This is a genomic window from Providencia xihuensis, from assembly GCF_041953405.1.
GTDB classification, from domain to species: Bacteria; Pseudomonadota; Gammaproteobacteria; order Enterobacterales; family Enterobacteriaceae; genus Providencia; species Providencia vermicola.
Genome location: NZ_CP169565.1, coordinates 3,674,864 through 3,695,914, shown reverse-complemented (window position 1 = coordinate 3,695,914; position 21,051 = coordinate 3,674,864). Strand labels below are relative to the sequence as shown.

At 42.9% G+C, this 21,051-nt stretch carries 22 protein-coding genes and 1 tRNA gene; 3 read left to right on the top strand and 20 right to left on the bottom strand.

What is annotated here, in order from left to right; genetic code table 11:
- Positions 1 to 71: 71 nt before the first annotated feature.
- Positions 72 to 1,325, top strand: a complete 1,254-nt coding sequence (sstT, locus tag ACE2AL_RS16705; RefSeq protein ID WP_206083607.1) for a serine/threonine transporter SstT — start codon at positions 72 to 74, stop codon at positions 1,323 to 1,325.
- A gap of 58 nt (positions 1,326 to 1,383) precedes the next feature.
- Here sstT and ACE2AL_RS16700 read toward each other — a convergent pair whose 3' ends face one another.
- The 3 genes from ACE2AL_RS16700 to ACE2AL_RS16690 all read right to left on the bottom strand — a co-directional run bounded on the left by ACE2AL_RS16700 (position 1,384) and on the right by ACE2AL_RS16690 (position 5,034).
- Positions 1,384 to 1,944, bottom strand: coding sequence for a carbonate dehydratase (locus ACE2AL_RS16700; RefSeq protein ID WP_272574064.1), 561 nt, complete (start codon positions 1,942 to 1,944; stop codon positions 1,384 to 1,386).
- Positions 1,934 to 2,851: a GTP cyclohydrolase FolE2 gene (folE2, locus tag ACE2AL_RS16695; protein WP_375083708.1), complete on the bottom strand. Its 918-nt coding sequence runs from the start codon at positions 2,849 to 2,851 to the stop codon at positions 1,934 to 1,936. The genes ACE2AL_RS16700 and folE2 overlap by 11 nt, the downstream gene beginning before the upstream one ends.
- A 161-nt stretch (positions 2,852 to 3,012) precedes the next feature.
- On the bottom strand, positions 3,013 to 5,034 hold the full coding sequence (locus ACE2AL_RS16690) for an NADPH-dependent 2,4-dienoyl-CoA reductase (protein WP_206083609.1): 2,022 nt from the start codon (positions 5,032 to 5,034) through the stop codon (positions 3,013 to 3,015).
- Positions 5,035 to 5,257: 223 nt separating this feature from the next.
- Here ACE2AL_RS16690 and ACE2AL_RS16685 point away from each other — a divergent pair, with 223 nt between their 5' ends.
- Positions 5,258 to 5,854: a GNAT family N-acetyltransferase gene (locus ACE2AL_RS16685; protein ID WP_206083803.1), complete on the top strand. Its 597-nt coding sequence runs from the start codon at positions 5,258 to 5,260 to the stop codon at positions 5,852 to 5,854.
- Positions 5,855 to 5,915: 61 nt separating this feature from the next.
- Here ACE2AL_RS16685 and ACE2AL_RS16680 read toward each other — a convergent pair whose 3' ends face one another.
- Entirely contained in the window at positions 5,916 to 6,989 is a 1,074-nt protein-coding gene (locus ACE2AL_RS16680) for a dihydrodipicolinate reductase (protein ID WP_206083610.1), read from the bottom strand.
- A gap of 358 nt (positions 6,990 to 7,347) precedes the next feature.
- On the opposite strand from ACE2AL_RS16680, the gene ACE2AL_RS16675 reads away from it, so the two are divergent.
- Positions 7,348 to 7,424: transfer RNA gene (locus tag ACE2AL_RS16675), tRNA-Ile, on the top strand.
- A gap of 681 nt (positions 7,425 to 8,105) precedes the next feature.
- On the opposite strand, the gene ACE2AL_RS16670 is transcribed toward ACE2AL_RS16675, so the two are convergent.
- The 16 genes from ACE2AL_RS16670 to ACE2AL_RS16595 form a co-directional block, all read right to left on the bottom strand.
- Positions 8,106 to 9,782 carry a hypothetical protein gene (locus ACE2AL_RS16670; protein ID WP_375083707.1) on the bottom strand — a complete coding sequence of 559 codons (1,677 nt, stop codon included), beginning with the start codon at positions 9,780 to 9,782 and terminating at the stop codon, positions 8,106 to 8,108.
- Between the two features lie 2 nt (positions 9,783 to 9,784).
- Positions 9,785 to 10,351, bottom strand: coding sequence for a hypothetical protein (locus ACE2AL_RS16665; RefSeq protein WP_166184524.1), 567 nt, complete (start codon positions 10,349 to 10,351; stop codon positions 9,785 to 9,787).
- Positions 10,296 to 11,072 carry a hypothetical protein gene (locus tag ACE2AL_RS16660; protein WP_375083706.1) on the bottom strand — a complete coding sequence of 259 codons (777 nt, stop codon included), beginning with the start codon at positions 11,070 to 11,072 and terminating at the stop codon, positions 10,296 to 10,298. The genes ACE2AL_RS16665 and ACE2AL_RS16660 overlap by 56 nt, the downstream gene beginning before the upstream one ends.
- Positions 11,054 to 11,671, bottom strand: coding sequence for a tail fiber assembly protein (locus ACE2AL_RS16655; protein WP_375083705.1), 618 nt, complete (start codon positions 11,669 to 11,671; stop codon positions 11,054 to 11,056). The genes ACE2AL_RS16660 and ACE2AL_RS16655 overlap by 19 nt, the downstream gene beginning before the upstream one ends.
- On the bottom strand, positions 11,671 to 13,680 hold the full coding sequence (locus ACE2AL_RS16650) for a phage tail protein (RefSeq protein WP_375083704.1): 2,010 nt from the start codon (positions 13,678 to 13,680) through the stop codon (positions 11,671 to 11,673). Before ACE2AL_RS16650 ends, ACE2AL_RS16655 begins: the two co-directional genes overlap by 1 nt.
- A 12-nt stretch (positions 13,681 to 13,692) precedes the next feature.
- A complete protein-coding gene (locus ACE2AL_RS16645) occupies positions 13,693 to 14,310 on the bottom strand; it encodes a phage tail protein (RefSeq protein WP_375083703.1) in 618 nt (205 codons plus the stop codon).
- Positions 14,297 to 15,487 carry a baseplate J/gp47 family protein gene (locus tag ACE2AL_RS16640; RefSeq protein ID WP_375083702.1) on the bottom strand — a complete coding sequence of 397 codons (1,191 nt, stop codon included), beginning with the start codon at positions 15,485 to 15,487 and terminating at the stop codon, positions 14,297 to 14,299. Before ACE2AL_RS16640 ends, ACE2AL_RS16645 begins: the two co-directional genes overlap by 14 nt.
- Positions 15,477 to 15,812, bottom strand: coding sequence for a DUF2590 family protein (locus ACE2AL_RS16635; RefSeq protein WP_048608849.1), 336 nt, complete (start codon positions 15,810 to 15,812; stop codon positions 15,477 to 15,479). The genes ACE2AL_RS16640 and ACE2AL_RS16635 overlap by 11 nt, the downstream gene beginning before the upstream one ends.
- Positions 15,805 to 17,904, bottom strand: a complete 2,100-nt coding sequence (locus tag ACE2AL_RS16630; RefSeq protein ID WP_375083701.1) for a phage tail tape measure protein — start codon at positions 17,902 to 17,904, stop codon at positions 15,805 to 15,807. The genes ACE2AL_RS16635 and ACE2AL_RS16630 overlap by 8 nt, the downstream gene beginning before the upstream one ends.
- Entirely contained in the window at positions 17,901 to 17,984 is an 84-nt protein-coding gene (locus ACE2AL_RS16625) for a hypothetical protein (RefSeq protein WP_375084321.1), read from the bottom strand. Before ACE2AL_RS16625 ends, ACE2AL_RS16630 begins: the two co-directional genes overlap by 4 nt.
- Before the next feature lie 107 nt (positions 17,985 to 18,091).
- Entirely contained in the window at positions 18,092 to 18,355 is a 264-nt protein-coding gene (locus ACE2AL_RS16620) for a putative phage tail assembly chaperone (protein WP_375083700.1), read from the bottom strand.
- 101 nt (positions 18,356 to 18,456) lie between these two features.
- Complete coding sequence (locus ACE2AL_RS16615) at positions 18,457 to 18,834, bottom strand: hypothetical protein (RefSeq protein ID WP_375083699.1); 378 nt, start codon at positions 18,832 to 18,834, stop codon at positions 18,457 to 18,459.
- Complete coding sequence (locus ACE2AL_RS16610; protein WP_239354602.1) at positions 18,834 to 19,166, bottom strand: M15 family metallopeptidase; 333 nt, start codon at positions 19,164 to 19,166, stop codon at positions 18,834 to 18,836. Before ACE2AL_RS16610 ends, ACE2AL_RS16615 begins: the two co-directional genes overlap by 1 nt.
- Positions 19,163 to 19,456, bottom strand: coding sequence for a phage holin family protein (locus tag ACE2AL_RS16605; RefSeq protein ID WP_239354600.1), 294 nt, complete (start codon positions 19,454 to 19,456; stop codon positions 19,163 to 19,165). The genes ACE2AL_RS16610 and ACE2AL_RS16605 overlap by 4 nt, the downstream gene beginning before the upstream one ends.
- 13 nt (positions 19,457 to 19,469) lie before the next feature.
- Positions 19,470 to 19,925, bottom strand: coding sequence for a phage protein (locus tag ACE2AL_RS16600; protein WP_048608860.1), 456 nt, complete (start codon positions 19,923 to 19,925; stop codon positions 19,470 to 19,472).
- Entirely contained in the window at positions 19,925 to 21,043 is a 1,119-nt protein-coding gene (locus tag ACE2AL_RS16595) for a DUF2586 domain-containing protein (protein WP_375083698.1), read from the bottom strand. Before ACE2AL_RS16595 ends, ACE2AL_RS16600 begins: the two co-directional genes overlap by 1 nt.
- Positions 21,044 to 21,051: the final 8 nt, after the last annotated feature.

Below are 21,051 nucleotides of genomic sequence, written 5' to 3'. Positions count from 1 at the left end.
GGTATTTATTCCTTATACTGGCTCTGCAAACACATTTAATTCCTAATAAAGATAAATAATATAGGTCTACTATGGATACAAATAAAACAGGGTTATGGCGAGTGATCACTCACGGTAGCTTGGTCAAGCAAATATTGGTTGGCTTAGTTGCAGGTATTTTATTGGCATGGTTATGGCCATCGGCAGCAAAAAACGTAGGGCTGTTAGGTCATTTATTCGTGAGCGCGTTAAAAGCAGTTGCACCAGTCTTGGTGTGGGTATTGGTAATGTCTTCCATTGCTAACCATCGTCAAGGGCAAAAAACCAGTATTAAACCGATTTTGGTTCTGTATATTTTAGGGACATTCTTCGCTGCATTAGTGGCGGTAATTGCCTCATTTATATTCCCATCAACACTTGCCTTGGCGGGCAGTGAAACAGAAATGAATCCACCAGGAAACATTGCTGAAGTTTTAAGTGGCCTATTAAACAATGTATTTACTAACCCTGTTGATGCGCTGATTAATGGTAACTATATCGGTATCTTAGCGTGGGCTATCGGTTTAGGTATTGCATTTCGACATGCGACGGATACGACAAAAACACTGTTACTTGATTTCTCTAATGGTGTGACTCAATTAGTTCGAGTCATTATTAGATTGGCACCATTAGGTATTTTTGGTTTAGTGTCATCAACAATTGCGACAACGGGTTTTGAAGCGTTAAAAGGCTATTTCCATGTATTAGCTGTTTTATTAGGCTGTATGATTATTGTCGCTTTAGTTGTCAACCCGTTGATTGTATATTGGAAATTAAAGCGTAATCCCTATCCATTAGTGTTCGCGTGTTTACGTGAAAGTGGTGTTACCGCATTCTTTACTCGTAGCTCAGCAGCGAATATTCCTGTGAACATGGCAATGTGCCGTCGCATGAATCTCCATGAAGACACTTATTCTGTTTCTATTCCATTAGGCGCAGCCATTAATATGGCAGGGGCTGCGGTAACGATTACTGTTCTGACGTTAGCTGCGGTTTACACCAAAGGTATTCCAGTGGATATCCCGACTGCATTATTGTTAAGTGTCGTGGCTGCAGTGTGTGCTTGTGGTGCATCAGGTGTCGCGGGTGGTTCATTATTATTGATCCCATTAGCGTGTAATATGTTTGGTATTCCAAATGATGTTGCGATGCAAGTCGTTGCTGTTGGTGTGATGATTGGTGTACTGCAAGATTCAGCGGAAACTGCAGTGAACTCTTCCACTGATGTTTTATTTACGGCAGCAGTTTGTTTGGCAGAAGATGAAAAACTCGCAAATTCAGAGGCTCAGTTCTCCCATAACGACTAATAGTTTTATGTGATAAACGAGAAGGCAGAATAGATATTCTGCCTTTTTTGTTTTTGAATTAAAATTCATTACGTAAGCGGCGATAGCCTTCAACTAACTGAACATTGGTTGCCGCGACTTCCTCCGAAAATTGCAATGAAGCGCGATCAACTTGTTTGAAACCCGATAAATCACTGTGCCCGTTAACATGTACACAAGAGGGAATATAGCGAGCAGGGGGAAGTGTTAGGCCATCAACCACCGCGTTGTAGCGGATTACACAGTTTTCGCCAATCACACAATTAAATAAAACGCTATTGAAGCCGATAAAAACTCGCGGTGCAATCTCGCAAGGCCCATGGACAATGGCACGATGAGCGATAGACGTGTGTGACCCGATATGTACGCCAGCACCACTCTTGGAGTGGATCACTACGCCATCTTGAATATTTGAGTGAGAGCCTATCACTATGGGTGACATATCTCCGTCTTCATTCAGTTCATCTGCGCGGATCACCGCATAAGGCCCCACATACACGTAATCTTCAATAATGACTTTGCCACAAATAATCGCTGTTGGGTCAATGTAAGCCTTTTCAGAAACAACAGGCACATGGCCTGATGGGTTTTTACGCAGCATGGTCACCTCGTTTCCAGCTTGTGCGTGCAGCTGCATTGTGTGCATGCAAACTTTCTTGGTGGTCTATTTCAACGGTAACTTCGTCAAATTGGCATTGGTGACTAAACGCACTGATTAACCTTCTTGCCGCATCTTCACAGAACATTAAGTTTTGCCCATTAGTGATGGCAAATGCTTGCTCATCACTGCGTTTCACCACGGTTTGAACAGGTGTGAGAAGGATGTTTTCGATGCGGTTTATCAATTCAATAACGGGCAGTTCTTTCCCCTCGACATTTAAGGTTACAGTAACCCACGCCCAGCTTCTTTGGCTATGAGGTGTTGCAGGCAAGCCTTGCTTAACCAGCCAATCAAGGACTTGAGCTTGCGGTAATAGGGGCGCTTGGTTATCAAAATCCAGTGCAAATTGCTGTTGCATCACTTGGGCACAAAGCGCGGTTGAACTGGGGCAGGTAGAAGAATAAGGCACGCCAACCTTTAACATAATAGGGAATGAATTTTTAAAATTAACATCTATTTCAATAGGATAAGACTTCCAACCAAACTGATTAGAGACTAAAGAGCGGCGAGATAGCAATATATCACCATAAATACGAAGATAAGCTTTAGAGGATGTTTGAATATGAGAAGACAACGCCTGTTCTAACGTTTGCCTTAGCAAATCACAAGTTAATTCACTTTGGGTAAGTGCATCTAGGGATTGGTAAAGACGAGACATATGAATGCCTTTTTGTCCTTGGAAATTAATCCCAATATCGACATTTGCATTAACAGGGCGACCTGCTAACTCGATGGGTAAGGCAATCCCTGTCATACCCACCCAATCAAGCCCTATTTGGCTGTGAGTATCACTTTGTAGTTGTGCATCTGCGAGTGGGGTGGTGAGTGTTTCGGTAGTCAATGACATAGAGCCTCAGTAATTTAGAATGCAAAAGATATGTTATAACATAACAATTAGTGGCGTTAAAGTGAGGTAAACATATAAATAGCACTGGGTCTTTGAGATAGGTATTAAATTTTCCCTCTTGCTCAATACATTCAACCAAGAGGGAAAAGGGGGAGGGAGAGTTAAAGCTGATAAGCGATTTTCATGCCTTGTTCGATAGCCCTACGCGCATCCAGCTCTGCGGCCACATCTGCTCCACCAATGACATGGGCATCAATTCCATGTTCAGCGAGCTGAATTTTTAATGGGCGATAAGGCTCTTGCCCTGCACATAACACCACGTTATCGACAGGCAAACACTGCGTTTTATCTTGATAACGAATATGCAACCCCTCATCGTCAACACGCATGTATTCCACGCCATTGAGCATTTTTACACCGCGCTTCATCAGTGACAATCGGTGAACCCAACCCGTTGTTTTTCCTAGTCCTGCCCCTACCTTGCTATTTTTTCGTTGCAATAAATAGAGCTGGCGAGGCGACCCTACGGTATTTTTATTCTTCGGGTAAATTCCCCCTGTTGAATGAATAGTTGGGTCAATGTTCCACTCTTGATTAAACAGTGAAGTGTCTAGGCTGCTACTTTTACCTTCTTGCGTTAAGAGTTCTGCTACGTCAAAACCAATTCCCCCAGCACCAATAATGGCCACATTTTTACCAACCGTTTTCTGGTGGGTGATAACGTCAATATAGGAAACCACTTTGTGATGCTCAACGCCTTCTAGCTGAATTTTACGTGGAGTGACGCCAGTGGCAATAATGACTTCGTCAAACCCTGAGAGGCTTTGTGCATCAGCGTATTGCTCAAGGCGAACATCTACATTTAGCAGCTGTAATTGGCGGCAAAAATAGCGGATGGTTTCATGGAACTCTTCTTTGCCAGGAATTTGTTTGGCTAAATTAAATTGCCCGCCAATCTGGTTCGATTTTTCAAATAAAGTCACTTTATGACCGCGTTTGGCCGCATAAATGGCACATGAAAGCCCTGCAGGGCCTGCACCAACAATTGCAACAGACTTACTTTTAGCCGCTTTTTCATTGGGATAATCCATTTCCCTGACAGCTTGGGGGTTAACTAGGCAACTGGCAAGCTTTCCACTAAAAATCAAATCAAGGCAAGCTTGATTGCAGCCGATGCAGGTATTGATTTCGTCAGCACGGTTTTCGGCGGCTTTACGGACAAAAGCTTCATCTGCAAGGAATGGACGAGCCATTGACACCATATTTGCTTGCCCATTAGCTAGAATTTGTTCGGCAACAAATGGGTCATTGATACGGTTTGTGGTAATCAATGGAATATTCACTTTGCCCATTAATTTTTGGGTGACCCAACTGAATGCGTGGCGAGGGACTTGTGTTGCGATGGTTGGGACGCGGGCTTCATGCCAACCAATACCCGTATTGATCATACATGCACCTGCTTTTTCAATTTCGTTAGCAAGGTATTCTATTTCTTCCCACGTTGAACCGTCCTCCACTAAATCTAACATCGAAAGTCGATATATAATAATAAAGTTAGCCCCAACAGCTTCACGAATGCGCCGTACAATTTCAATAGGAAAACGAATGCGATTTACGTAGCTGCCACCCCATTCATCAGTTCTATGATTTGTGCGTTTTGCAATGAATTGATTAATTAAATACCCTTCAGAGCCCATCACTTCGACACCATCATAGCCTGCTTGTTGGGCTAATTTTGCGGTATTCACGAAATCATCAATGGTATTTTGAACCTCATCCTCTGAAAGCGCTCTAGGTGCAAATGGAATAATTTCGGCTTGAATAGCACTTGGAGCCACTAATAATGGGTGTAATCCATATCGACCTGCATGTAATATTTGTAGGGCGATTTTGCCATCCGCTTGGTGTACTGCATCGGTAATTGTGCGATGAAATGGCAGCTGAGCTGAGTTATTCAATACAGCACCATGGGCGGTTAGCGCACCTGCAGGGTTAGGTGCGATGCCTCCTGTAATAATCAGACTGACACCATTTTCTGCACGTAAACGATAAAAATGGGCAAGGCGCTCGCTACCCTCAGGATGTTCTTCGAGCCCAGTATGCATAGAGCCCATTAATATCCGATTTTTAAGAACCGTATGCCCCAAATCAAGGGGGGTAAAAAGGTGTGGAAAATTGCTCATATGATGCTCCCATTCGGGATTTATTTAACAGGTCAGATGAGTTAACTGTAGCGTAATGATCTCGTAAATTGGTAAAGATGTTAAAATTTTGTGATTTTTATCATATGTTTTAGGTTAAATTGCTAAGTCAACACAGTTAAGTGACGTCCTTTTATTTTTATGTCATATAAAAAGATTAAAAAAGTAGAAACACATCGCAAAAAAGCCACATAGGGAAACCATGATGAAAGAGATTTGCCAAGCTATTACTTTAGAAGGTGAATGTGTTCGCCTTGAGCCTTTATCTCATCAATATGATGCAGAACTTGCGGCGATTATCCGTCGTGATGGGCTGCATAATTTATGGTATGCCTTAGTTCCCGATCCTGATAATTTCCCTCAAGATGTTGAAAGCCGTCTTGTACGTTTTGCACAAAAAGAGTGTTTGCCATTTGTGGTTATCGACAAACGCACGGGGAAACCTGTTGGCATCACGTCGTATAATAAAGTGGATAATGCCGTGCAACGGGTTGAACTGGGAGCAACGTGGTACGGTGTTGAGGTTCAGCGCACTGCAATTAATACAGAGGCTAAATACTTATTGTTAAAGCATGCCTTTGAAGAGTTAGGGTGCGTTGCGGTGGAGTTTCGCACTCATTTTTTAAATCATCAGAGCCGTAAAGCCATTGAGCGTCTAGGCGCAAAACTGGATGGTATTTTGCGTAGTCATATGAGAACCAAAACGGGTGAACTGCGTGATAGCTGTGTTTACAGCATTATTGCATCTGAATGGCCTGCCATTAAACACCATTTAGAATGGCAGATGGTAAAACCGCGCTAAGTCGCTTGTGAGTAAAAAGCCCACTTCATTCGTACATGTCGAAGTGGGCTTTACCGTTTAACTATAAGTATTCATGCATCGGTTTAGTCATATAGACATTATTTGGCATTTTTTCCGTGGTGGTATAGCCCGCGGGACTATTAATCAGCGCTGGGATACGGTTAACCAAATTCGCACAGGTTAGCTCAACCGTTGCTGGGTTATTCACCTCGATGGCAGTATCTGGTTCACCGATTAATTGCCAGCTATTTTTGTCACACTCATCAGCAGTTAAAATTTTACCAATACATTCAGTTTCGAGGGTCACACCTTCGGCCGTTTGTGTGATGACAACTGCGGATAATCCAAGGACATCACCTTTTTTCACCGTCATTTTCAGTGTGTCAGAATAAATATCGGCTTGTGCGATTTGTGGAACGCAGCGCTGTGTTTGGCTGATGATGGTTAAACCAAGGCGACTGCATAGCCAGCCATTTTGTGTCCACATGTAAGGTGGTGCATATTCTCCACTCTCAATTTTTTGGGAAATGACGTCATAAGGCAAGTCATTGTAATTACCAATTTGTTGGTTAAATTCATCGACGGTGAGCCCTGCACCGTGGCCGACTGCTAATGCTATCCCGTAATCTTCTACGTTATAACAGCTAGAACCTTTTATTTTCACCAGTTTGTGCATTGATCCTGCCAGTGTATCAATCAACACACCCCAATACATATCTGGATAGCCGCTTCCCGCTAAAGTACAATTATTTGCTTTAGCTAATGCATCAAGTTTTTGAGTGATCTCTGGGGATGAATTCCAAGGATAAAGCGCTTCTTCACCCGTAGAGATTGCGTTAACGCCGTGACGAGCGAACAATGAGAATGCGTCTTCTAAGTCAGCCATGGTACTGAGGGTTGCAATAATTCCGACATCAGGTTTTAAGGTTTCAAGGGTCTCATCTGCTTCATGGAGAGGCTGAACTTTTACACCTGTCGGCTTAGTACCTGCAATTTCGCCGATATCTTTGCCAATGACCGCATCGTTGATATCAAAAGCCGCGACAACTTCAGCGCCATGCTCTTGCAAGTAACGGATTAAAAATTTGCCCATTTTTCCGCAACCATATTGAACTGCACGTACTTTTTTCATCATTTTTGTCCTATATGCGAATTATCTATGAATCATATTGAGAGATCTAAGGTATAAAATTATTGTTCTATATCAATTAATTGAATAAAGGATGTTTAATAAAATTGATTGCCTTTATGTGGCCATTTATAGAGTGAATTTGATATAAAACAGTGCTAAATATAAATAAAATATATAAAAGCCAGTTTAATAAAAATTGGCAGTGGCGCAAAAAAAAGGAATATCATGGTTCGATTGATATGTTTGGGGAATGCTATTACGTTGAAATATAAGTGTGATAACGGTTTTGCACACAATTTCGCCATACGGTTTTGAAATACTAGACCTACGATAAAACTGCACGTATAATCCATCCCACTTTGGCCCCTTAGCTCAGTTGGTTAGAGCAGTCGACTCATAATCGATTGGTCACTGGTTCAAGTCCAGTAGGGGCCACCAAATTTTAGCTGTTAAATCAGCGTGTTAAGCCACTTTTAACGAAGTGGCTTTTTTGTTTTTAATAGTCAGTGGCAGCAAAATGGCAGCGGCATTTTTTTTGGCAGCGGTTGTTTTTTTCGTGACATGTCACAGCGTGATTTATTTTTTCTAAGTATGTCACGCTAATTCCCCCAAATAATTTTCCAGTTCATTTCAGTTTTTCATTTCTTCTAAAGCCGCATGTTTACTGGCTTTTTGAAATTATGCGGCTAATATCGCGATCCAATAAAACTCACGTAAAATAGAAAATATTTATATATTTCATTGTGTTGTGTTTTTTGCGCGATCCATCACGTGATCTAAAAACTGAAATCTATTGAAATTCTTTTCACACATTTCAGTTTGAGATTTTTGGCAACTCTCTAGTATTGGCGCGGCTTGGCGATATGTTTTGTAGAATTTTAAAACTGAAATAATTTTTAGATCCAAATTGTGCAGGCGGGTGCGGTGTAGTGCGTTTTACGTGGTGAAATCTTTTATTTCGTGAGCACTGTGACTCGCCAGCGCAATACAGTAAGTGCGATCCATTTTATTTATTGCATGGTGTGGCTGGGTAATTGGTGCGCTCTGAGTTGCTCTCAGGCTGCTATATTGGATGCATAAAAAAGCCCACACTCGGTGGGCAAATGGTGGACGATAACTTTACTTACCAATGACGGGAGAATACTTTTTATTCAATGTGTCTGACTTGGAGCCTGTGCCTTTGATAGCTGCTGCATTTATTGGCGCACCTGTATTGCTGTGAGTATGTGCGGCTGTGAGTTCTGCTAATTCCTTGACCACATCTAATGTGTCTATCATCAATTGTGCGACGTTGATTTGCTGGCTACCTATCCAAACAACAGGGGCAATAATCTGTTGCTGTGCGCCTGCAATGCTTTGCTTTATTTGTCCAACTTTCTCTATCAGCTTTTGTCCCACGGTGATACTTGAGTTTTGCCCAACATCAAGGGTCATGTCTTTTTCAATACTGGCGACATAATTTGATGATGTGGCGATTGAGTAGTCACCCTCTGATAATTGCTGTATAGCGCCCGCTAGTAATTTTCGTGTACCTAGAACGGTTAATGTGTCGCTGGCCTGTACTGTAGTTTCCCTCGCGACCAGTTCGCGCTGTTCTTTGTCCGCTTTGATAATACGTAACATTGACGCTTCATTAATGCTTTGGTCTGTTTCACGGTTCCAACTACCATCTTGGGTTACACGCTGAAAAACTTCTTTGCGCTGTTGCTGCAATTGCTCCCCTGGTTGTATGTCCGGTAGGGTATTATTTTGACTGAGCGTTTGCCGGATAAAGGGTTTATCTGGCCTGCCGCCTTCAAAAGCAATTTCGACTAATGTTCCCTCGGGTGGAAATTGAAACATACCGCTTTCACCGCCTGCCATTGGTAGTGGTAAAGGTACGGCTTTGTAAGTTGGTGCGGCTGATTCGTTACCGTCACTATCTAGCAATTGTACGTCAACGGCATATTTCGGTCTGAATGGGTCAGAAATATCACCGGCACTAACTGACTCGCTAGGTGATTCAATTCGCGCGAATTTTGGTAAATGTAAACCTGCGGATAATTCGGGGTAAGCCTTATCAATTTGTTTTTGAATTGGGCTCTTATTTTCGGCTTTCCCTGTCAGTGGATTTGCGGCTGTCCAATAGAGCGTAATATCGTCATTTTCAAGCTGAATTTTATTAACCCGCTGATTATTTACCACGGTTCCAGCACGTAAAGCGGGGATTAATGGATAAGTGGCACTGTTACCTGCAGATTGATTTTTTGAAAACTCTTCAGGTATCTCGTAGTTATCGGCTTTAAACATCGAATCAGCCCAACTGCCGACAAAAACTTTACCATCTGGCATTTGATACCACACATAATCAGTGATGCTAAAAACAGCCCCTAAATTGGTTAATAGCTGATATCCAGTGCCGTTGTGGGTGAAATGAGGAATAGGTGTATTGATATATTTCGCATCGGGCAAAATAAAGGTTAGTCCGCTATTTTCCTGTAAGTAGTCGGTGATGGTTTTTAATGTAGGGTGCTGAAATGAACATGGCCACATTTTATCAAACAAGCCAACGAGCTCACGAACAAACAATTTTTGAAAGCCATTATCTGCAGGTTGTGAGCGTTCAACGTACCCAGTGAAATACCGATACAATGAATCCGTGTAACCTGTATCAAATCGCACTAATTTACCTGTGTAGTCGTTTTCTGTTTCAACAGTTAAAAAGCCTCGACCACACGCTGATAGTTCAAGCATGATTTTAGCATCCACAATATGGACTTCATCATTAGATAAATAACAGCGGCTAATGGGTTTCATTATTATTTATTCCCTAAATCATCAATCGGTTTCAAAACCGTACTTTCAAACCAACTTAATTCGTCTTTTTCTTCTTGTGACTCTGCCGTCGGTGCTTTCGGGTTGCCCGTCTGCTTTTTCGCTTTGACTTGGGCTGCGGCTCTGGCGTCTTTTTTCTCAGAAACAGATAAATGCTCTCTTAATGTGAATGTGACTTGCCACGCCATCTGCCCGTCAATTTCACTGGCATCAAGATTGTTGGTAAAAGTACCAATGCGAAAATTAATCGCTTTAGCTGTGTGATTAGCTACCCGATAACGTTTTAGCTTTCCGTTCTCGGTGGCTCTCGCTAATGTAAATAAGCGCGTGAGGATTTTTTCATCAATAAAATTAATCACGCCCGTTATACGCAACTCTTGGGGCTTAATGCCTTGCTCTGCGACGGATGTGCTTGACGTTTGACCGGACTGGTCTTTATCTTGAAATTGAATTGATGAATTAACTTTGATGTTTTTCAGCGGAATAGCTTCACCGTCAAGAGCTAGTGTTATCGTCGGGTTCTGTGCTGTTGATTGATTTTGTTGGATCATGAAGCATTCCCTTTAGTGGTGCCAGTTCGCTTCCTGCGAACAGTGTTGCCAATGTAAAAATAGCATCTGGCTCAGGGATATCTTTTTGTAGCCGTTCCGCTAAATAATCGCCTGTGCCTTTGCCCGTGAAACTCCAAATAACTACCGATTTTCCAAGTAAATCCGTGAGTTTATTGCCAATCTCTTTAAGTGCGTTCTTTCTGGCTGATTTAAAGCCAGACATAGCGGATTTCATTGCATCGATACCGCTTGCACTGCCTGCGCTATTTTTGGCCTGTTCTATCAATTGGGCATTAATTGTTGCCCGACTTGTTGATGTTGATAGTGACTGCGGTTTGGGTAAGCCGCCAAACTGTTTGCCCGGCAATTGCATTTTGGTGACTTGCAGATTAGCCGCTGTTTTTGCCATGCGTTCCACCTGTGAGAAAACATGCAATGGAAATACAGACGAAAACACTTGCAACAATGACATAAATTCGACCTGTGATTTAGCGCAGACCATCATGACAACAATGTCAGTTTCACCCACACCCGCCAATTTCTTTGCAATATGGTTAATGGCGTTGGTTGGGCTTAAATAGCAGCCTGTATCGGTTTTTTGCCCAAGCCCGTAGACAAACGGATGTGCTGATACCATCGAACATGTTAACCCCGACATAGTCGGGGACATTTTCATCAATGATTTACGCCACGTTGGGTGGATTATGGTTTCACTGGCCATTCGATATCCGGTGCGTTTGAGGTGTCAATATCAGATACTCTGACGCTGTAAACTTCCCACTGTCTAAGTAGCTCAATTTCTTCATCAGTTGCCATTCCTAAGCGCACTTTGCGCTCAAGCATTAAGATATTTTGCTCTGCCTCTTCTAAACGCTGAGTTTTTTCCTGCTCTGCTTGTTCGACTAGCATCGCTTTTTGCGCATCAGTATCTGTTACCCATTTTTTACCGTTCCACACATCGAACTCAGTTTTTGGTACTAACAATGTTAAATTGCTTGGTAGCTCACCAATAAAATCAACGTTCATCGGTTGACGGGTTTCTGTGCTGTACGCTGTTTTACCTCGGTTATCTGTGACGATTTCCCATTTAGAGCCATCTTCACTACGCACCACCGCAAAGCCCGCTTTTGTCGGTAATTCAGGTGCGTCGATATAAGCTCCAGCGGATACACTCACATCAAAATAAATATTCTCCATGCTCGCGTTCAAATATTCGCGCGTTTGTGGGTCTGCAATATAGACTTTAATCCAACCTGCTTTTGTTGCTAAACCATTGTCGCCAATTTTGGCTTGTTCAATCTCTAAATTATAGTTTTTCATTATGCTGCTCTCACAATATATAAAAATGCAATGTTGCGCGGACGAAATTCATTTGCAGTCGGAACCACTCTTGATGAATCAAAAGTAATTTCATAAAGCGGTGTTTGCCCTGTTCCGGGGGCGCCTTTATTAGAGCAACTTCCTGCAAATGCGCCCGTCGGAATTGATGAATCTGCGGAAGCCCAAGACCGAATATTTTCACCTGTGATTTTGCGCATGGCATCACTTTGGTTTGATAATACGGTGCGGCTATTGTCCACCCCTCGACTGGCATCAAGGCCACGAATAAATTCTGCACGTAAATCAGGAAGTACGCCCGATGGATAAGCCGACGCCAATAACGGATACGTTGCTTTATTGAATGATTGACCATTGCAAACTAAAAAACCAGATGGAGCTGTTGCATGAGGCCATGGTATAGGCGCACCGACAGGGTAATCACTAAGTTCAGTAGCCGTTATTGTCTTTATATATCCGTTTCTATCAATAATTGTGTTTGATGTTGAAAGCGTATCAATCCACGGAGTTTCTATATCTTTTCCTGCAACATCTGAAAACCGATAAGATAGCGTGAGAGGGTTTCGATTAATAAATAACTGCGCACGTTTATTCGATTGATAGCTAACTTGAACGCCTCCCCCCGCACCCGGAAAACCGTCACTTTTTGCAGTTAGGGTTGACCCATATTGAATAAACATAGTTTCGTTTAATTCACCAATACCCGCTAGCTCATAACTTGCCACACCGAAACCAAAATCACCAATATGCGCCAGCGTGCCTGATTTTTCTGGTAGAATATGGTCATACCAGCGGTTAGCAATGCTCTTGCCTCTTATTTTCGCAATCTCACCAGTACCATCTAACTGTATGCCTGCTGCCCCCTCTAAATTAGACGTTACTTTTCCTGAGTTTGATTGAATATTTCCAGCAGATGTAATATGCCCATTAATAACACCGCCTTTTTTATCAAACTTTCCATTCAGCCCGTTGGTTAATGCTGCATTTGTTGCATAGTCACCCGCTGGTTGTTTTTTGCCTAATTCAGTGGTTAACAATTGCTGATTAACAACCAATTCAGTGCTATTACCTGTTTGACTTGTAATATTGGCTTTATCAATTTTTTTACTTAAATCTAATTTTAAACGAGTTTCTAAAGCGCTGATTTCTTGGCTACTTAAAGCCCCCATTGAGCGCAAATCTTTTACGTTCCCTGATGCATCAATGCTGGCAATGGCAAATGTTTGGTGAGTAAATCCAGCCGCATCAACATAATTATTTAATGTTGCTGCTGATGTGATTTTAACAACGGTATTCCATTGGCTAACAATGTTGCCCTGATAAGAAAAATCAGCGTAAATCTTAGTATTGCGCAGGCCATTTAAAATCTGATTTTGTGCCAGTTCACCGCGCAAACCGCCCACATAGCCCAAGCCTTTTTTAACCATGTATTGTTCACCACTGCGGGTGACTTCAAAACCATCATTAAAGAATGCAGCTGCGCCATAACTATCAACATTAATTAGGCGCTGTATTTCATCAATACCCGACAAACGCGCCGTGAAATCAATTTGCCACGTTTCCGCACTGGTTTTGATTTGAGTTTCTTCGGCTGCGCCTTGAAACTCCAATATAAATGAGCGGGTTAACACGTTCCCTTGCTGCCCATTTTGGGTTTTAAGTTTCTTTTGGATAGGGGCGTGGGTAATCATTGCAACCGTGCCGGATGCTTTATTTAATAAGCCTATCCAGTTGAAATCAAAGTTACCGACTTCTGCACCCAATGTGACGCTATAGGCCACTGCATTTTCGCTGGCTAAACCTGCTTTATTGACCGCTTGACGGTGAACAATTTGATTTGCAGGGGGTAATTTTTCATTGCGGTCAATCGGTTGTGTCGGGTCTAAATTCGGCACATTGGCAAACACGAATTCATCCAACAATACGGCCTTACCGCTTGCTGCTTCTTGGGCTTTCCAATTTTCGAAAGCAACTGTAATAACTGATGCCATGAATGTAGTCCTTTACATTAATGATGCGCCAAAGGTTTCACTTGACGCGGTAATTTGTCCAATTCGAATAAATAACGGCTGATTTGGGAGCGTGGCGTAATAGCAAATATAATCGGCTTCAACAAAGCCCACTCGCATTCCTAACTCATGCACCGCCATGACTTCAAAGCGATAGCGCCTGCACGTTCGCCCGTACTGTCTAATGATTTGTAATAACAAATCCGGGTTATTTGCGATTTGACCATCACTGACCCGTAAAATAATGACATCCCAGTCAATATCCGGTTGTCGCTCATTGATTTCGATATAGCCGACGCCAAGGCGTTTAAATATCTCAATAAACCCCGCGACGCTGCCCGAGTCCTTGGCATTAATAAACGCATACTTCACGCGCTTACGGTATAAATCCAACGGTTCATTATTAAAGCGGTGGATATCTCGCTGATAGGCCAACAAGTTTAATAATGGCTCGGTGCATGTATCGGGGTCTAATTGCGCCAAAGGCCACGTTAACCAGCTATAAACCATTTCCCAAAATCGCTTTGCGGCTCGTAATAATGTGGCGAGCTCACCAAGGTTCATCCATGACGGCAGTTGCAGTCGTTTTAATCGTTCTTTAAACTCGGGCATTTTGCACCTCTATCGTGAGCGATTTTAGGCGAGGAACGCTTAAATCACTGACAATGTCGGGAATGCTAAACACAATAGAATCCAAGACGGAAAATTGTTTATGTAACTCACGGCCTAAATTTGAGAATGAAAAACGCGAATATGGCCATGTTTTTTTAACGTCATAATTGGTGTTCTCACGAAAGGCACAACGCACCAAATCACCCGCATCTTGTTTAAGTTTTTGCAGTTCCTCAGCCGTGAAGTTTTCCACGCTTTGCACAAATAACGTGATTTTTAATGCGTGCTGTGTTTCCGGCATAGGAAAGCACTGCATATCATCACCGTGCCCGTGGTGGCCTTGTGCATTAATATAATCATTCACTTTGTCGATAAATGGCTGACTGGTGACGCCACTGTCTAATAACAAATAGGCATTAGCCGTTCCCGCGCCGCGCGGTGCATCATGTAAAAAGAAAATACGGTCAATACTCAAGCCGACAACATTCGCTATCATGCCGCGATACACTGCATCAGTGTGATATTGACCGACTAAGTTGTATTGATTGCGGCAGCGGTCACGCAAATCATTGTCACTTTCTGCATTTGCACCCGGAACTAATAACCAATTTTCTTCACTTTGAACACGCTCAATCCCTGCAATCGCCACGGGTAAAATACGAAAATAACCAGGAGCAAGATTGTAAGCCCCTCCGGCATTTTCAGCGATAACCGGCACTAATGCGCTATCGGTATTTATCGCTTGGGTTTCAACGGTTTTCATACTGTAAATAATTCCGTTGATACGCTCTGTTTGCACTATGGTTCCGGCAGGAATGGTGACCGTTCCCGCACCTGCGGCACGATAAAAACGGATGACGCCTTTTGCTTCGGTGGCAGGCTTGCGCGTTAAATTGACGCCCCATGCAAACATATCTAGCCATTGCCCTGATGCAGTGGCTAAATACATATTTTTCAAGGTGACATTAATTAATGCTTCCGTAAGCCAGCGAACAGGCTTTGTTACGATGGTATTAATCAAGCGCCAAAACGGTGACATGTCCGAGGTGTTAGTAACAAAGCCCTCATCGTGGACAATTTCCGCAAATTTATCGCTAATTTCTTCCTCTGAGACTGGCATCCCGCTATCACGTAAAACCTGTTCATAATCAATTTCAGGGATGTTTTTACTGTTCATAATTTACCCCTAAATTGATACGGCCAAAATCATACGTATCCGCGGTTACCCAAAGTCGCTTGGTATTTTCTTCATCAATCACAACGGTACCCGGAACTAACCGTTCATCACTTTCAACCAAGATTTCCATTTGCGTGCGAATGTCCGCGCGTAATGTTGGGCTACGCTCTGCCACTAATTGGGTGGCGAGTCCGCTTTCAATAATACGGTGTGCCACATCTTGGGTGATTGATTGACGGTTATTGCATAACTCCGGTTCATTGCCGGAGTTTAATGTCAAATCTCGGTTTGTAATTAATAAATCAATGTAGAGTAAGTTATCCATTATCAAGCGCAGTCCATTCCGCTAAATCCGTTGGTGACATTCCGTTTGTCACATTGATATTTACTGTATCGTATCGCTTGCTGTTATCAATCGATTGGGTTCGGTTATTGCTGATTTGCCGACTAATACCGCCTTTCTCTACACCGCTAAGTTGCCCACCGACTAATAAACCTGCCGCGCCTGCTGGGGCGGGTGAGCCGTCAACGGTTCCTGTGGTTTTGGTTTCAATATTGACGCCCGGCAAGTAATTTAGTGTTTCTACAATGGTGTTATATACACTACGAAAAGAATCCGTAATTGATTGCCAAACCTTTGAAAAAATAGCTTTAATACTATTTCCCATTGCTTCAAATGTTTTATCAATAGGTGAATCACTAAAGAAATTGCAAACCGTATTCCACCCATCCGTAATGGCCTGCCACGTTTGAATAAATGCAGTCTTCAAAGTGTCAACCACAATCATGATCGCCTTGAATGCCCATGTATCAGCAAAATAGGCTGTAAATTCTTGCCACTTTTGTGACATCCATTCCCACGCCTGCATAGCAACAAGCCCGACGGCACGCACTGCAATCGCAACCACTTTAAATGCTGTTGTGTTCATTACTGCAGCTTTAACATCATCCCAATGTTTAATGAGTTTATAAATGCCATAAGCTAAAAGCGCGATAGCGCCAATAACTAATAAGACAGGCCAACTCATAAATGAAAAGCTAACACCTGCCGCCATTGCCGCAATACGCACCGCTAACAATGTGCCACGAATAAATTTAAGTGCGGTATTCCATGCCAATATTGCTGTGCGATATAGCCAAATAGCAGCGGTGCCAATTTTCAGCACACCACTAAATACCCCCATGATGATACTTAACCCTGCCATGATAAATTTGGAAATACCCATCACGATATTGGCGGCAGCACCTGCGGCAGCAAAACCGAGCGTCCCCATTGTTATATAGCCTACCCATCGTGCAATGTTAGGGAATAATGTAAACCACCGTACAAGGGTTTGACCGCCCTCCGCGAGTTTATCGATTAATGGGGTAATGACAGGTAATAACGTCATACCAATGGCGATACGGATAGATTGCCAAATAGACATAAGCCGTTCCCACGGATTGGCTAATTTTGCGGCTTGCTCCGTGGTGCGCTTCATTCCATCACTGGCACCCAAGAAACCAATATTTTTACGCAAAATATCAACATTGCCATAAAGCTGTTTGACCACGACGGCAGAATCACCAAAGGCCGCTTCAATTTCTTTTTGGGCTTTTAAATTGCCCTCAATACTTGCGCCATATTTAGCCTGTAATTTATCCAACATTTCAGGCATGGATAACATCTGACCTGACGCATTGACGAATGACAGGCCGAGTTTTTTACCGCTATCGGTAGCTGTTTTGAGGAATGCTTCATACGCTCCCGACGACTCACCGCCTAGCGTTCTTTGCAGTTCACCCAATACCGCAAGCTGCTCATCAATCCCGACGCCAAATTGCGTACCTGCATTTTTTGCGCCCTCCATCAAACCTGTTATTTCAGCCATCGATACGCCAAATGCTTTTGACATATACACGGCCTTACCTGCCAAATCTTCGGCAAATTTAACATGCCCAACGGCATTGGCTTGGTTTTCAAACTGATTGAACATTTGCCCCATATATTCGGTGGCTTCGGTTGATGTAGTTTTTAATGCCGCTGCGGTTGTGTTTGTGATACGGGTTAATTGCGGCAAATCTTGCTGTGTGACATTGTTAATGGCTTTGCTGATTGCCGTAGTGGAATTGACAAAATCAATGGATGATTTTCCGTATTGGGATGCGAATTTCAGGGCGTCTTTAGACACTTTAGACATGATGCCATCATCAATACCCTGTAATGATGCACTCATCATGGCGTCATTCATTTCAATGGCAGGGTCAAGAATGCTTTTAATAGACCAGAACGCCCCGGCAAGACCTGCACCGCCTACAGCAATTTTACCAAAGGCGACTTGGCTATCTCTAGCAAAATTAGAGACAGCCGATTGCACTTGTCGAATAGGCTTTGTGATATTGTCGATAAGGCTGAGAGTAAAATCTAACTCGCTCATGAGTCACCTTTAAACGCTAATACAATTCCGTTTGCGACTGCAATTTGCGTGTTTTCCCAGTGACGGTTATCTAACCAGATTGCAGTAGCGATATTTTCTTCCGTGTCCGGCTCATGAGGTAAATAGTGTTTTCTGAGCGCAATGAATTGCTCTAACTCATTGCGCTCAATTGCACGAACACGGTTTTTTAGTTTTTTACGCTAATTTCCAGTTTTGGCGCGTATTCTTTGTTTACTGCTTCGGCAAGTTGTGCGGCAGCCCCGGGAAAGCTGAGTAATTCGTCTAAATGTTCTTTGCTTTCAGCGGTGACAATACGTTTTAAATAAGTGGTGAGCGGAGCAACTTTATTGTCCATCGACATATCGTTAATCATGCCGTTATAAGCCGTGATATTTGGCTCAAAGCTAACGTCTTTTTCATTGATAGTTAACGTAATAATTTTTTTAGTCATGAGATAGTTCCTTTCTCTTTCTGATTTCGTCCGTTAATTGGTTGTGCCGTGCGGCACATTGACCGTATAAAATAGCCATTTTTTCTAATGGCTCTGAGATATCACGGCCTGTTGTTCCCGTGAGTCTCGGAATGTCCGTCGAGCATTTTTTTAACAGGTTTTCCTGATAGTTCACGCTCGATATTGTCGGCGGTTTGGTTGTACATGCTGACAAACTCATCACTAACACAAACGTTAGTAAACACAGGCTTAATAATTTCAGTGCGTATTTCTCTGGGGGCAGCATTGGCAATCCCCTCCAATTTTTCCTCAAGCGCTTGGCCTGATTGGCTTGATATTTCTTCAAGATTAATACGGGTTTTATCTGCCACTTTTTGAGCTGTTAGCTCTAAGCTGTCGTGATAAAGCCCGTTGACTCGCCAACCTGCGCCAAATGCACAAAGTAATAACGCAAGTATTAACGCAAGTTGCTTTGTCATTACTTAACCCCGTTATGCTCTAATGAGTAGTGATTACCGTCATTAAATCGACCGCCCCACGTTCCTCCGATAGATTCCCAATATTCGCCAAGCGGTTGATGGTCAGTGGATTTTGTCAGCCACACACCATTTTTAAACAGATTAAAATCGACGGCTAAACGTTGCGTATGCAAACTGTTTTTAATGCCTTTGCCTGATTTTGCGTTAGCTGCGGCCTGTTCTGGCGTGCGGTAAGCTTCACCAAAGGTGAGGCGGTAGCCGTGCTCGTCAGCCCAAAAAATTAATTTAGCAATCATCACGGTAAACAATGCTTGTTTTTCACTGAGTGTCATTTTTTTAACTTTCCTTGTAATAATGCGCTTCCACGCTTTTTCAGCCACATTTCAACCAATTGATATCCTGCTATCCCGAATGCCGTGCCAATTCCTGTGAGTGCTAAGGGTGAAATATCAGGAAACCATATCAATAAAGCCCCTGCTAAAACTGATATTGCCGCGCCTAAAATTACACGCCCAAAAAACAACCGAACTGTAATTTGCTCATCACTAGTTAGAATTTTTCCTATAGCAATCAAGACCCCCATAAAAAATAGGGCTATAAACGTTTTTTCGTGTTCTTCCATGAACAAAATTACCTTATCCGATAAGGGTTTGAGTTAATTCCGACTCTAAATACGGAATACCTTTAATCCGCACAAAATCAGGACTGGTGACCAGATATTTAATTTTGTGAGTAGTGAGTGCGCCACCTTTTGGGTCGGTATCTAAAATATCAGTCAAAATCAATTTATTACCGAATGATTCGACTTTCATTTCTTCATTGCCCGCCTTGGCATACCATAAGAAATCCATTGGCTTAATCCCACGCCATGAACCTGCCGCCCGCGCTTTTGCGACGATAATCTCAAAATATTTTGTACTAATTTCGATTTCACCCTCTGCGCTCACATCACCCGCGACAAAGCCGTCGGGCATACCTTTGGTTTGCGCGGCTGCGGTATTATCAGTAATGGATAGGCTCACTTTTTCGACGTGAATTAAGTCACCATCAATATTAAAGTCAAAGGATTGACCAGATAAACGTTGGCTCATTATGCGCTCTCCAAGCTAGCATCCAGTAAGATACTGACCGTAATTCCTTTCGGACATTCATACGTTCTTACTGTGATATAAATTTCAACGGTATTTTTGGTTTTCCACACAATCACGACGTCATTGTCTTGCGGTGGCTTGCACTCACCGGGGAACGTAACACCGTTAATTTCTGCACTGCGTGACATTTCACGCATGGTGCGAGCAAAATAGGATTTGTGGGTTTCGATGCTGTTTGGTGTACTGTTTAAGCTACGGTCTGCAATTTTTGCAATAGCTTGTAAACGAACGCGACGTGCGACCTTATCAACAATACGCAAATTTTCAATCGCTTGAAAATCACCGCCCTCAACATCTAAAGTGCGACCATCCGACCAATACATGCCGTCATAGTCGGGGTACCACATTGGCACGCTATAACGGAGTTTTTCCAACGCTTGCAAGGTAGCTAAATCAATTTCTACCCCGCTATCGTCTTTAGGTTTATCAACGCTACCTAAATCAAGCAAAGCGCCTGTTTTCACTCGAGCCGGGCTATCAGCAATGGTAACCGCACGGTTACATAAACGACCCGCCAATACGCCCGCTTCATTTCCCCAAAATGTGGGCACTAATTGAATAGATTCAACCGCTTCGCCTTTTTGAAGTTCACCAAGGCGCGTTAATGCTAGTTGCCACGTTTCTTTTGCTTGTAACCCTGCAACAGAAAGAATTGCCCATGTCCAGCGCCCAAACTTCGCCATTAGATTTGCGCGGAGTGTTTGCGCGGCCTTAATGGTGGCTTTGGTGGTATCACCGATATAGACATAGCCCTCAACACTGGCAACAGATTGCGCTTTCATTACCGCATCAACAAAATCGGTTTCGGCTGCGCTCTCCGGTAAGAAGTGAACATAACCAAACCAGTTCTGCCCAGCATTCGCCATTGCTGCCTTGATATTCGACTTTAAAGGGCTATTTTCTACCCCCAATAATGTATCTAAATCAGTTTGAGTATTAATAGGTAAGGTTTCACCAATATGGCTTTTCCCTTTTCCCACAAACAGCAAAACACGCTCAATTTCTTTGGTTTCGCCTTGTAACTGATTGACTTGATTAACCTGAATGTTAGGCCACATAGTTAAGT

Excerpts from the sequence above, each read along its gene's own strand:
- ACE2AL_RS16610 (WP_239354602.1), bottom strand. The coding sequence starts at position 19,166 with ATGACACTCAGTGAAAAACAAGCATTGTTTACCGTGATGATTGCTAAA.
- ACE2AL_RS16700 (WP_272574064.1), bottom strand. The coding sequence starts at position 1,944 with ATGCTGCGTAAAAACCCATCAGGCCATGTGCCTGTTGTTTCTGAAAAG.
- ACE2AL_RS16620 (WP_375083700.1), bottom strand. The coding sequence starts at position 18,355 with ATGACTAAAAAAATTATTACGTTAACTATCAATGAAAAAGACGTTAGC.
- ACE2AL_RS16595 (WP_375083698.1), bottom strand. The coding sequence starts at position 21,043 with ATGTGGCCTAACATTCAGGTTAATCAAGTCAATCAGTTACAAGGCGAA.
- ACE2AL_RS16640 (WP_375083702.1), bottom strand. The coding sequence starts at position 15,487 with ATGAACAGTAAAAACATCCCTGAAATTGATTATGAACAGGTTTTACGT.
- folE2 (WP_375083708.1), bottom strand. The coding sequence starts at position 2,851 with ATGTCATTGACTACCGAAACACTCACCACCCCACTCGCAGATGCACAA.
- ACE2AL_RS16600 (WP_048608860.1), bottom strand. The coding sequence starts at position 19,925 with ATGAGCCAACGTTTATCTGGTCAATCCTTTGACTTTAATATTGATGGT.
- ACE2AL_RS16635 (WP_048608849.1), bottom strand. The coding sequence starts at position 15,812 with ATGGATAACTTACTCTACATTGATTTATTAATTACAAACCGAGATTTG.
- ACE2AL_RS16660 (WP_375083706.1), bottom strand. The coding sequence starts at position 11,072 with ATGGCCAGTGAAACCATAATCCACCCAACGTGGCGTAAATCATTGATG.
- ACE2AL_RS16645 (WP_375083703.1), bottom strand. The coding sequence starts at position 14,310 with ATGCCCGAGTTTAAAGAACGATTAAAACGACTGCAACTGCCGTCATGG.
- ACE2AL_RS16615 (WP_375083699.1), bottom strand. The coding sequence starts at position 18,834 with ATGACAAAGCAACTTGCGTTAATACTTGCGTTATTACTTTGTGCATTT.
- ACE2AL_RS16630 (WP_375083701.1), bottom strand. The coding sequence starts at position 17,904 with ATGAGCGAGTTAGATTTTACTCTCAGCCTTATCGACAATATCACAAAG.
- ACE2AL_RS16655 (WP_375083705.1), bottom strand. The coding sequence starts at position 11,671 with ATGAAAAACTATAATTTAGAGATTGAACAAGCCAAAATTGGCGACAAT.
- ACE2AL_RS16670 (WP_375083707.1), bottom strand. The coding sequence starts at position 9,782 with ATGAAACCCATTAGCCGCTGTTATTTATCTAATGATGAAGTCCATATT.
- ACE2AL_RS16605 (WP_239354600.1), bottom strand. The coding sequence starts at position 19,456 with ATGGAAGAACACGAAAAAACGTTTATAGCCCTATTTTTTATGGGGGTC.
- sstT (WP_206083607.1), top strand. The coding sequence starts at position 72 with ATGGATACAAATAAAACAGGGTTATGGCGAGTGATCACTCACGGTAGC.
- ACE2AL_RS16650 (WP_375083704.1), bottom strand. The coding sequence starts at position 13,680 with ATGGCATCAGTTATTACAGTTGCTTTCGAAAATTGGAAAGCCCAAGAA.
- ACE2AL_RS16690 (WP_206083609.1), bottom strand. The coding sequence starts at position 5,034 with ATGAGCAATTTTCCACACCTTTTTACCCCCCTTGATTTGGGGCATACG.
- ACE2AL_RS16665 (WP_166184524.1), bottom strand. The coding sequence starts at position 10,351 with ATGATCCAACAAAATCAATCAACAGCACAGAACCCGACGATAACACTA.
- ACE2AL_RS16680 (WP_206083610.1), bottom strand. The coding sequence starts at position 6,989 with ATGATGAAAAAAGTACGTGCAGTTCAATATGGTTGCGGAAAAATGGGC.
- ACE2AL_RS16685 (WP_206083803.1), top strand. The coding sequence starts at position 5,258 with ATGAAAGAGATTTGCCAAGCTATTACTTTAGAAGGTGAATGTGTTCGC.